Genomic DNA, 10047 nt, shown 5'->3' with positions numbered 1-10047 from the left:
CCAGGCCGCCGCCCCCGAGCGCCTCGGGCGCGGCGGCCTGGAGCCGGTCCGCTACGACGACTGGGAGGTGAAGGGGCTCGCCGTCGACTTCTGACGTCGCGCCTCGCCGGCCGGAACGACCGTGCCGGCCCGCTGTTGGGCTCGCGAAGCATACGGCGAGACGAGGGACCCGATGGCGACCAAGGTATCGAGCAAGGATGCGCCGAGCGGCGCCGACGGCGAGATCGCGCTCGCGAAGGGCGCGCTGGTCGCCATGCGGATGTGGCGCGACGAGCCGCCGACCGACGACAAGCCGAGCACCACCTCGGAGCACGAGACCGTGGGCTACGTGATCGCCGGCCGGGCCAAGCTGGTGCTCGAGGACCGGACGGTCGCACTGGAGCCCGGCGATTCCTACTGCGTGCCGGCCGGCATCGCGCACACCTACCACATCCTGGAGACCTTCACGGCGATCGAGGCGACGGCCCCGCCCGCCGCCTGATCCCGCGGGCTCCGGGGCGTTCAGTGCGTCACGTAGACCGGGGTGCCGACCGAGACGCGGTCGTAGAGGTCGACCACGTCCTGGTTGTACATCCGGATGCAGCCGTAGGAGGCCCAGGTGCCGACCGAGCTCGGGCGGTTGGTGCCGTGGATGGCGTATTCGCCGCCCGACAGCGTCATCGCGGCGGCGCCCATCGGGTTGTGCGGCGAGCCGCCGGCGATCAGGTTCGGCAGGCGCGGGTTGTCGCGCTTGACCTCGCTCGGCGGCGACCATGCCGGCTGCACGTACTTGCCGTCGATCGACTTGGTGCCGAACCACTGCTTGCCCGGCTTGCCGACCGCGACGGGGTAGCGGATCGCGGTTCCGTCGCCGTTCACGAGGTAGAGCCGGCGCTGCGAGACGCTGATCACCACCGAGCCCGGCATCACCCCGTCCGAGAACGGCACCACCTCGCGTGCCAGGGCCGGCGCCCCCGCGACGAGACCGGCCAGCAGCGCGCCGCCGAGGCTCGTGGACACGTACTTCCTGACCGACATCTTGGGATCTTCCTGCAAAGCGTGACCGTTCGCTGCAGCAATAATCCACGGCCAAGCTCGGCGTTCCAGCTCATCCTGCGACGACTGCGGGCTTGCTCACCGTCTTCGGGGAAGACGGTAAAAAGCGCCGGGCTTGATCGTGATAAAGGCGATCGTCCGTCGAAAGATCTGCTTTACCGCTCGATCAGATCCAGCGCCGTCGCGTCCTGGGCCTGCCAGCCGTGGCGGACGAGCTCGGGGTCGGCATGCTCCTCGACGGGCCAGCCGACGCAGAGGTAGGCGACGAGGTGCCAGCTGCCCGGCACGTCCAGCAGCGCCGCGATGCGCGCCGGCTCGAGGATCGAGACCCATCCGGTGCCGAGGCCGCGGGCGCGGGCGGCGAGCCAGAAGGTCTGCACGGCGCCGACCACGGAGTAGCGCAGCATCTCCGGCATGGTCGCGCGACCGAGGCCGTGGCCCGCCTCGGTCGCCTCGTCGCAGAAGACCGCCAGGTGCACCGGCGCCTCGCGCAGGCCCGCGAGCTTCAGGGCGCGATACTGCGCCTGGCGGGCGTCGGCGTAGCGCAGGGCCGCATCGGCGTTGCAGCGCTCGAAGCTCGCGACCACGCCGGCGCGGCGCTCGGGGTCGGCGACGCGCACGAAGCGCCACGGCTGGCTGTTGCCGACGGAAGGGCTGCGATGGGCCGCCGCCAGGCTCTGGCGGAGCAGGGCCTCGTCCACCGGGTCGGGCCGGAAGCGGCGCACGTCGCGGCGCCACGCGAACAGGTCGTCGAGCGCCTGCCGGAAGTCGTCGTCGAAGCGGGGCGGGCGGGGGTCGGTCATGGTCGGTCCGCCTCATAGCGGGTTTTGCGCCTTCCCGCTGCCCGTGGGCCCCGGGGAGATCGAACGGGCCGGGCGGGCACAAAAAAAGGCCGCCCTCGCGGGCGGCCTGAAGTCCTTGGGTCTCGAAACCTCTGGGATGTCGCGTCGTGGGATCCGGTGACGCCCGAGGGCTGGGGAGCTCGGGATTCGGGCGTCGACGGGCACGACCCGACGAGGGTTCGGCCTTCGTTGTCGCGCCGCAACGCGGCTCGGGAAAGGCGCGATCGGGGCGAAAGCGCGGCATTTGTTTCTTGTGCGTGTCCCGTCCGCAACGAATCGGATCGCCGCCGCGGGACTCTTGCGGCCCGGCCACCCGAGGCCCATCCTCAGCGGCTGACGGCAAGACGACGGCGGCAGGCCGACGGCGGAGGAACGATGACCGAGCGGACGAGCGGCGAGATCCGGACAGACGATTCGACGGCCCGCGTGGTCCCCTTCCCGAGCCCATCCACCGCCCCGCAGATCGCGTTCGATCGGCACGAGCTGCGCACGATCTTCAACCTCTACGGCCGCCGGGTCGCGGAGGGGGAGTGGCGCGACTACGCCCTCGACTTCCGCCGCGACAAGGCGGTGTTCTCGATCTACCGCCGCACCTCCGAGATGCCGCTCTACCGGATCGAGAAGGACCCGAAGCTCGCGCGCCGCCAGGGCGCCTACGCCGTGGTCGCCGCCACCGGCGTGGTGCTCAAGCGCGGCACCGACCTCGCCCGCGTGCTCGCGGTGCTGGAGAAGCCCCTGCGGGCCGTGTGAAGCGTTCGGATTTCTGCGCGGCGATCCTTCGTCCGGTGCCGTCTTGGCCGATGGTACGCTCGCTGCGCGCCCGGATCGCGGCGCGGGGGGGCCTTCCCCCGAGCAGGCGATCGGCCTCGCACATCTTCAGATTCCTTTTCCGGACCCTCCCCGTCATCCCGGGGCTGCGCAGGGCGGACATTGCCCGCTGGGGGAAGTGGCGCGGCGTAAGCGTAGCTCCCCCGGAACGAAGAAGGCCCCGGCGTTTCCGCCGGGGCCTTCTTCGTTCGTCCGGTCCGTTTTCGCTCAGCGGCGGTCGCCGAGGAGCGAGAGCAGGAACTGGAACATGTTGATGAAGTCGAGGTACAGCGTCAGCGCGCCGTTGACCGACATCTTGGCCGCCGCTTCGCCGTCGAAGCCGCTGGAGAGATACATCTCCTTCAGCTTCTGGGTGTCGTAGGCGGTGAGCCCCGCGAAGATCAGCACGCCGAGCACCGAGACGGCGAACTGCAGCGCCGACGAGGCCAGGAAGATGTTGACGATCGAGGCGATGATGATGCCGATCAGGCCCATCATCAGGAACGAGCCCATCCCCGAGAGGCTGCGCTTGGTGGTGTAGCCGTAGAGGCTCAGCGCGCCGAAGGTCGCCGAGGTGATGAAGAACACCCGCACCACGCTGGCGCCGGTGAACACCAGCAGCAGCGTCGACATCGAGGCGCCCATCACCGCCGCGAAGGCGAAGAACATCGTCCGCGCCGACGAGGCCGACATCCGGTCCATCCGCATCGAGAAGACCAGGATGAAGGCGAGCGGGGCGAACATCAGAACCCACTTGAGCGGGCTGTTATAGAGCGTCTGGCCGAACGGGGTCAGGGCGAGGCGGCCGCTCGCGGTCGCGGTGGTGGCGGCCATGTTGAGGCCGAGCGCGACGAGGCCGGAGATGCCGAGCCCGACGACCATGTTGTTGTAGACGCCGAGCATGAAGGTCCGCAGGCCCTGGTCGAACGCGACCTGGGTGCCGGCCTGCGACGGCGCCTGGGCGCCGTAGCGGAAGGGAGAGTTGTCGAATGCCATGGGAGTGACCTCGGAAGGCTCGCTCGTGCGTGGTGTTTGAGACGAGGCCCACGCAGGGGACCTCTGGCGCCATCGAGCGCCTCGTGTCGGAATATGTTGCTTTCGGCCGCCCCGCACAAGAGCCCGGCAGAGCTTGAAAAAGCGCTTTCGATGAATCCCCGCGGGTGAAATTTGTTCACGAAGTCTGGGATTAAAGTTCGCTGCTACTTCGCCGACGGCTCCCGATGCCGTCGTTCACGATCGCGGCAAGCTCACGCGGGGGATACGCAAGGGTCACGACTGCCGCAGGTACGGTGCAGGCTTCTGGCCGAGGATGCGCCAGGTCCCGGCGAGCCCCAGCACCACGGCGAGCACCACCGCGGCCGCGGCCGCCGCCAACGCCCCCGACAGGTCGAGGACGAAGTCGAGGCGCATCACCCGGGTGACGATCACCCAGCCGGCGAGCGTGCCGGCGAGCAGCCCGAACAGGGCGGTGACGAGGCCGAGCGCCCCGTATTCGAGGCCGTAGGCGGCCAGCAGCCGTCCGCGGGTCGCGCCGAGCACCTTCAGCACCACGGCGTCGTAGAGCCGCGCCCGGTGCCCCGCGGCGATGGCGCCGGCCAGCACGAACAGGCTCGCCAGCACCGCCACCGCGCTCGCGCCGCGGATCGCCAGCACCAGCCGGCCGACGAGGTCGCCGACGGCATCGAGGGCGTCCTTCACCCGTACGCTGGTGACGGAGGGGAACGCCTTGGCGACGTCGCGCAGGATCCGGTTCTCGACCGCGCCGTCGGTGCCCCCGGGCAGGGTGAGCGTCGCCAGGTCCGAGTGCGGCGCGCCGCGGAAGGTGCCGGGGGAGAACACCATCACGAAGTTGATGCCGAGGTTGCGCCACTCGACCTTGCGCAGGTTGGCGATGGTGGCGGTGAGGTTCCGCCCGAGCACGTTGACGGTGACGCGGCTGCCGACCTTGAGGCCGAGGTTTTTCGCGAGATCCGCTTCGAACGAGACCAGCGGCGTCCTGGCTTGTTCCGCGTTCCACCACGTGCCTGCGGTGAGCGTCGAGCCCTCTGGCACGTCCTCGGCGTAGGTGATGCCCCGGTCGCCGTCGAGGACCCAGGCGGCGTCCTCCGGCGGGCGGATCTTCTCGGCCGGGACGTCGTCCAGCGCCACGATGCGGCCACGCATCATCGGCACCCGCTCGATCTTGGCGCTGGGCGCCTGGCGCGCGAGGAAGTCGTGGAAGGCGCCCGAATCGGCGGCCGGGATGTCCAGGAAGAACAGGTTCGGCGCGCGCGCCGGAAGGGTCGCCGAGATGGTGCGGCGCACGTTCACGTCGATCAGGCTCAGGGTCACCAGCAGGGTCACGCCGAGGCCGAGGGAGAGGACGATGGCCGGCGTCAGGGCGCCGGGGCGGTGGAGGTTGGCCAAGGCCATCCGCGGCGCGGCCCGCCGCGGATGCGGCAGCCGGCGGGCGAGCGCCATCACGCCGACCGCGACCAGCCGCAGCAGGCCGAAGGCGAGGCCGCCGTACCAGGCCGAGAGCGCGCCGCCGATGCCCTGCACCGCGTTGACGGTGCCGAGCGCCGTCTGCGTCCGGCCCGAGCCCCAGGTCAGGTCGGCGACCACCACCGGCACCGCCACGCCGACGATGCCGGAGGCGACGCCGTCGAGGATCTCGGCCGCGATCAGCCAGGTCGGGTCGTCGACGAAGGCCGAGAGCGCGGCGCGCACCGGCAGCACCGCGAAGGCCGCCAGCAGCAGCTTGCGCCGGCCGCGCCGGTCGGCGAGCGAGCCGGAAAACAGCGCCACCGGCACCATCGTGAGCTGGGCCACCATCACGTAGATCGCGGTCCAGTGCGTCGCGCTGACGGCGGTGGCGACGAGCTTCTGGCCGAGCAGCGAGAGCATGCCGCCGCTGCCGAGGTTGAACAGCGTCAGCGCGCAGGCGAGCACCAGCAGCCGGCGGTCGCCGAGCACGGCGCGGATGCCGGCCCGCTGCGGCGCCTCCTCCGCTCCGTCTTCCCCACCGGGCTCCGTCCAGCCGACCGCGCGGCGCTGGCTCCAGGCCGAGGCCGGGGTGGTCAGCGCAGCGGCGATCGCCAGCACCGCCATCAGGCCGAGCACCCAGAAGGCGATCGCCGACCCGAACCGGGCGGTGCCCAGCGTGATGGCGCCGGCGGCGATCAGGATGCCGACGTGGTTGAAGGCCTGATTGCGCCCCTGCTGGCCCGGGAACCGGTCCTTGCCGACGATCCCGAGGGTCAGCGCGGTCACCGCCGGCAGCAGCAGCGTGCCGCCGGCCGCCGCCAGCAGCTGCGCCGTGAACACGAAGGCGAAGGCGCGGGCCGGCAGCAGCAGCAGCGTGCCGGCGAGGATTGCGGTGCAGGCCGCGGCGATCAGCAGCCGCGGCCGCCCGACCCGGTCGACCAGCGCGCCGAACGGGCCGGAGAGCAGCAGCGTGCCGAACCCGACCAGGGTGGTGACGAGGCCGACGCGGGCCGGGCTCCACGATCCGGCCTCGGCCAGCCACGTGCCGAGGAACGGTCCCAAGCCGCCCTGGATGTCGCCGATGAAGACGTTGATCAGGGCGAGGTGGGTGGTCGGGGCCATGCCGTCCTTGGGTGCACGCGGGAGCGGCGCAGGGCGTGGCCCGGTCCGGTCCCGCGGTCAAGGTACGATCGGATCGGGCGGAGTCGCGGTGCTCAGGCGGCGCAAGCGGTCCGCTCGGGGCGGAAAGCGGCGCGCGGGAAGACGCTGCGGCCTCGGAGGGCGCCGGGCGCCCCGTCGTCAGCGGAGAACGTTCGGGGGCACCGGCGGGCTCCCGTTGAGCAGGGTGATCGTCACCCGCCGGTTCGGCGCGATGTAGGGATTGTCGGGGAAGACCGGCTCGGTGTCGGCGCGTCCCACCACGGACGCGAAGTTGTCGTTGGGCACCCCGGCACCGGCCAGGACCTCGCGCACGGCGAGCGCCCGCCCGGCGGTGAGGGTCCAGGGCTCGCCGGCCCGCGTCGAGCCCGGGCGCGCGGCGGCCGTGTGGCCGGTGATGGACAGGCGGTTGGGCAGCTTGCGCAGGGCGGGCGCGAGCGCCTCCAGCACGCGGCGGGTGCGCTCGTAGGGCTCGACGGAGCCCTCGCGGAACATCGAGCGGCCGTCGTCGTCCACGAGGGAGACGTTCACGCCCTCCTTGGTCGTCTCGAACACGATGTTGCGCGACAATTCGGCGATCTCGGGCAGCTTCTGGAGCGCCTGCCGGAGGCTGGCGATGGCGCTGTAGTTGGCCGGAACGCTGGCGGCCCGCCGGCTCGCCTCGAGATCGCTGGCGCTGCCCGGGCTGCTCGCGCGCACCGCATCCTCCTGCTGGGCGGAGCCCGTCGCCGCCTCGCGGGGCTTGGACGGCTTGTTGCCCGAGGTGTCGAGGGAGGTGCCGTACAGCAAGCCGCCGGCGCCGCTGGTCGCAGGGCTCGAAGCCGCCGGCGCGAAGTATTCCGCCAGGCCGATCTTCTGCTCCTGCGTCGTCATGCTGATCAGCCACATCAGCAGGAAGAACGCCATCATGGCGGTGACGAAGTCCGCATAGGCGATCTTCCAGGCCCCGCCGTGGTGGGCATGCGCGGCCTTCTTGACCTTCTTGATGATGATCGGCTGGAGGGCCATGGCCGTCGAGTCCCTGCGCGAGGTGGGGTCGGAACTAGGCGGGCAGGGCGGCGGTCGCCGCTTCCACTTCGTTGAAGGTCGGGCGGACGTCGCTCATCAGGGCCTTGCGGGCGAACTCGACCGCCATCACCGGCGGCTGGCCGGCGATGTGGGCGAGGAGGCCCGCCTTGAGCGAGACGTAGTACTTGGATTCGGCCTCGAAGAGGCTCTTGAGCGACTGCGCCATCGGCCCGAAGAAGCCGTAGGCGACGAACACGCCGAAGAAGGTGCCGACGAGCGCGCCGCCGATCAGATGCCCCAGTACCTCCGGCGGCTCCTTGATCGCCCCCATGGTCTTGATCACGCCGAGCACGGCGGCGACGATGCCGAGCGCCGGCGTTCCGTCGGCGAGCGACTGCATGGCCGAGATGATCCGCTCCTGCTCCTGGTGGTGCGTCTCCAGCTCCTCGTCCATCAGGGCGTCGATCTCGTGGACGTTGTTGGCGCCCAGCGTCACCATGCGCATGTAGTCGCAGACGAACTCGACCGCGTGGTGGTTCGCCGCGAAGGTCGGGAAGCTGTTGAACAGCGCCGACTCGCTCGGCTCCTCGATGTGCGGCTCGAGCGCCATCAGGCCCTTCTGCTTCGCGAGCCGATACAGCGAATACTGCATGCCCAGCAGCTCGACATAGGCTTGCTGATTGTATTTCGGCCCCTTCACGAGCGTGGCCAGCATGGCGGGCACGGCCTTGAGCACCGGCCCGGTGTTGCCGATGATGAAGGCGCCGATCGCCGCGCCGAGGATGATGACGAACTCGAACGGCTGCCACAGCACTTCCAGGTGGCCGCCCATCGCCGCGTAGCTGCCGAAGACGCAGGCGAAGACGACCAGTGTGCCGATGATCAGCCGCATGATTTGCCACCCTTGCGCGGCGGCAGGGACAGCCCGAGCGACGCCACTAGCGATCCGACAAATTGCCGATCTCGGTTAACGGCGGGTTTAGGCCGTGGCTCGGATGCCGTCCGGCTCCCTCGGCTCGCGGTCCGGGCGCCCGGCGACGGCGCCCGGACCGCGCGCCGAGACCCGCCCTCAGATCGTGACCATGCCGCCCGTCACCGCGATCATCGCGCCGTTGATGTAGCTCGCCGCGTCGGAGGCCAGCATCACGTAGGGGGGCGCGAGCTCGGCCGGCTGGCCGGGGCGCCCGGCCGGCGTCATCGAGCCGAAGCTCTCGACCTGGCTGGTGTACATCGTCGACGGGATCAGCGGCGTCCAGATCGGGCCCGGCAGCACCGCGTTGGCGCGGATGCCGCGCTTGCCCAGGATCTTGGCGAGGTTCGCCACCATGTTGCACAGCGCCGCCTTGGTCGAGGAATAGGCGAGCTGCTGCTCGACCGGGTTCTTGGCGTTGACCGAGGAGGTGGCGATGATCGAGGCGCCGGGCTTCAGGTGCGGCGAGGCGGCCTTGAGGATGTAGAACATCGCGTGGACGTTGACCGCGTATTGCCGGTCCCAGTCGGCGATCGCGATGCCCTCGAGGTCGTCGGCCAGCACCTGCACGGCGGCGTTGTTGACGAACACGTCGAGCCGGCCGAACTCCGCGATCGTCGTCTCGACCAGCGCGGCGCAATGGCCGGCCTCCGAGACGTCGCCCGGCAAGAGCAGCGCGCGCCGGCCGGCCTTCTCGATCCAGGCGGCGGTGTCCTTGGCGTCGTCGTGCTCGTCGAGATAGGCGAGCGCCACGTCGGCGCCCTCGCGGGCATAGGCGATCGCCACCGCCCGGCCGATGCCGGAATCGCCCCCGGTGATCAGCGCGACCTTGCCGGTGAGCTGGCCGGAGCCGACGTAGCTGTGCTCGCCGTGATCGGGCGGCGGCTGCATCTCGGACGAGCGGCCGGGATAGGGGATCGGCCGGGCCGCGAAGGGCGGCTCGGGGCGCGGGGAGGCGGTGTCGGACATGACGTTCCCATCGGTGAGGCCGCGGGATGCGGCGCCTCCTCGGGAACACGCCGGGAGGCGGACCGGCTCAAAGCGGCCTGCCGCGCCGGATCGTCACGCCGGCGGGCCGTACTGCATCAGCCCGTCGCCGAACGACCAGTTCTCGCGCGCGACCTCCACCAGGTTCACGAGCACGTTGCCCGGCTTCACGCCCGGATCCCGCCCGAGGTTGCGGGCGATCGCCGCGTAGAGCGCCCGCTTCTGCGCGGTGTCGCGGGTGTCGTTGGCGGTGATCTGGATCATCACGAGGTCGTCGTCCCGCGCGATGCCGAGATAGCCGGGATCGTAGGCGAAGGCGGAGGAGCCGTGCTCGTGGATCACCGTGAACAGGTCGTTCTCGGGCACCGCGAAGGCCTCGCGCATCGCCGCGTAGAGGCCGGCGACGAGGGCGGCGTGGTAGGCCGGGCTCTTGCCGGCGCGCAGGGAGATGCGGGTCAGGGGCATGGCGGGGGTCCTCGGGTCCGGTCGAGGGACACCCTTGCCGTCCGCGATGATAACGGCAAGATATCGGACGCTATATCTGCCATAACGGATCGATGTGATGCTGACCCGCCCGCTCGACATCGAAAGCGTCCAGGCCTTCGTGCTCACCGTCGACCTGGCGAGCTTCACCCGCGCCGCCGCGGCGCTGGAGACCTCGCAGGCCGGGATCAGCCTGCGGCTGAAGCGGCTCGAGGACCGGCTCGGCTGCCGCCTCGTCGACCGCACCCCGCGCAGCGTCCGGGCCTCGGCGCGGGGCGAGCGCTTCCTGCC

General features: G+C 70.9%; 12 protein-coding genes. 4 read left to right on the top strand and 8 right to left on the bottom strand.

Going from position 1 to position 10047, the window contains the following annotated elements; genetic code table 11:
• Window positions 1-94 (top strand): DUF1674 domain-containing protein (locus FV223_RS11850; RefSeq protein ID WP_147727238.1); only part of this gene is annotated, 94 nt, incomplete at its 5' end.
• 78 nt (window positions 95-172) lie between these two features.
• Window positions 173-481, top strand: coding sequence for a cupin domain-containing protein (locus tag FV223_RS11845; protein ID WP_147727237.1), 309 nt, complete (start codon window positions 173-175; stop codon window positions 479-481).
• A 20-nt stretch (window positions 482-501) separates the two neighbouring features.
• Here FV223_RS11845 and FV223_RS11840 read toward each other — a convergent pair whose 3' ends face one another.
• Together FV223_RS11840 and bluB are read right to left on the bottom strand one after the other, a co-directional pair.
• Complete coding sequence (locus FV223_RS11840) at window positions 502-1017, bottom strand: L,D-transpeptidase (protein WP_147727236.1); 516 nt, start codon at window positions 1015-1017, stop codon at window positions 502-504.
• 173 nt (window positions 1018-1190) lie between these two features.
• Window positions 1191-1838, bottom strand: coding sequence for a 5,6-dimethylbenzimidazole synthase (bluB, locus tag FV223_RS11835; RefSeq protein WP_147727235.1), 648 nt, complete (start codon window positions 1836-1838; stop codon window positions 1191-1193).
• Window positions 1839-2252: 414 nt separating this feature from the next.
• Between bluB and FV223_RS11830 the strand changes: the two genes are divergently transcribed.
• Window positions 2253-2627, top strand: a complete 375-nt coding sequence (locus tag FV223_RS11830) for a DUF2794 domain-containing protein (protein ID WP_147727234.1) — start codon at window positions 2253-2255, stop codon at window positions 2625-2627.
• A 285-nt stretch (window positions 2628-2912) separates the two neighbouring features.
• On the opposite strand, the gene FV223_RS11825 is transcribed toward FV223_RS11830, so the two are convergent.
• The 6 genes from FV223_RS11825 to FV223_RS11800 all read right to left on the bottom strand — a co-directional run bounded on the left by FV223_RS11825 (window position 2913) and on the right by FV223_RS11800 (window position 9738).
• On the bottom strand, window positions 2913-3680 hold the full coding sequence (locus FV223_RS11825) for a Bax inhibitor-1/YccA family protein (protein WP_147727233.1): 768 nt from the start codon (window positions 3678-3680) through the stop codon (window positions 2913-2915).
• A gap of 273 nt (window positions 3681-3953) precedes the next feature.
• Window positions 3954-6272, bottom strand: a complete 2319-nt coding sequence (locus FV223_RS31730; RefSeq protein ID WP_147727232.1) for an MFS transporter — start codon at window positions 6270-6272, stop codon at window positions 3954-3956.
• Between the two features lie 177 nt (window positions 6273-6449).
• Window positions 6450-7316, bottom strand: coding sequence for a flagellar motor protein MotB (locus tag FV223_RS11815; RefSeq protein ID WP_147727231.1), 867 nt, complete (start codon window positions 7314-7316; stop codon window positions 6450-6452).
• Window positions 7317-7350: 34 nt separating this feature from the next.
• Window positions 7351-8208 (bottom strand): flagellar motor stator protein MotA, encoded by an 858-nt coding sequence (gene motA, locus FV223_RS11810; RefSeq protein ID WP_147727230.1) that lies wholly within the window; start codon window positions 8206-8208, stop codon window positions 7351-7353.
• Between the two features lie 177 nt (window positions 8209-8385).
• Window positions 8386-9255: an SDR family oxidoreductase gene (locus FV223_RS11805; protein WP_147727229.1), complete on the bottom strand. Its 870-nt coding sequence runs from the start codon at window positions 9253-9255 to the stop codon at window positions 8386-8388.
• Between the two features lie 93 nt (window positions 9256-9348).
• Entirely contained in the window at window positions 9349-9738 is a 390-nt protein-coding gene (locus FV223_RS11800; RefSeq protein ID WP_147727228.1) for a tautomerase family protein, read from the bottom strand.
• 97 nt (window positions 9739-9835) lie between these two features.
• On the opposite strand from FV223_RS11800, the gene FV223_RS11795 reads away from it, so the two are divergent.
• On the top strand, window positions 9836-10047 hold a 212-nt coding region (locus tag FV223_RS11795; RefSeq protein ID WP_147727227.1), incomplete at its 3' end, for a LysR family transcriptional regulator.

Origin of the sequence: Methylobacterium sp. WL116 (genome assembly GCF_008039455.1) — a bacterium.
GTDB lineage: Bacteria > Pseudomonadota > Alphaproteobacteria > Rhizobiales > Beijerinckiaceae > Methylobacterium.
The sequence above is the reverse complement of the archived record's forward strand: the minus strand, read 5'-3'. Positions and strand labels throughout refer to the sequence as shown.

What these genes read in the sequence shown, in the direction of transcription:
- motA (WP_147727230.1), bottom strand. Translation starts at nt 8,208, where the DNA reads ATGCGGCTGATCATCGGCACACTGGTCGTCTTCGCCTGCGTCTTCGGC.
- FV223_RS11830 (WP_147727234.1), top strand. Translation starts at nt 2,253, where the DNA reads ATGACCGAGCGGACGAGCGGCGAGATCCGGACAGACGATTCGACGGCC.
- FV223_RS11845 (WP_147727237.1), top strand. Translation starts at nt 173, where the DNA reads ATGGCGACCAAGGTATCGAGCAAGGATGCGCCGAGCGGCGCCGACGGC.
- FV223_RS31730 (WP_147727232.1), bottom strand. Translation starts at nt 6,272, where the DNA reads ATGGCCCCGACCACCCACCTCGCCCTGATCAACGTCTTCATCGGCGAC.
- FV223_RS11805 (WP_147727229.1), bottom strand. Translation starts at nt 9,255, where the DNA reads ATGTCCGACACCGCCTCCCCGCGCCCCGAGCCGCCCTTCGCGGCCCGG.
- bluB (WP_147727235.1), bottom strand. Translation starts at nt 1,838, where the DNA reads ATGACCGACCCCCGCCCGCCCCGCTTCGACGACGACTTCCGGCAGGCG.
- FV223_RS11815 (WP_147727231.1), bottom strand. Translation starts at nt 7,316, where the DNA reads ATGGCCCTCCAGCCGATCATCATCAAGAAGGTCAAGAAGGCCGCGCAT.
- FV223_RS11800 (WP_147727228.1), bottom strand. Translation starts at nt 9,738, where the DNA reads ATGCCCCTGACCCGCATCTCCCTGCGCGCCGGCAAGAGCCCGGCCTAC.
- FV223_RS11825 (WP_147727233.1), bottom strand. Translation starts at nt 3,680, where the DNA reads ATGGCATTCGACAACTCTCCCTTCCGCTACGGCGCCCAGGCGCCGTCG.
- FV223_RS11840 (WP_147727236.1), bottom strand. Translation starts at nt 1,017, where the DNA reads ATGTCGGTCAGGAAGTACGTGTCCACGAGCCTCGGCGGCGCGCTGCTG.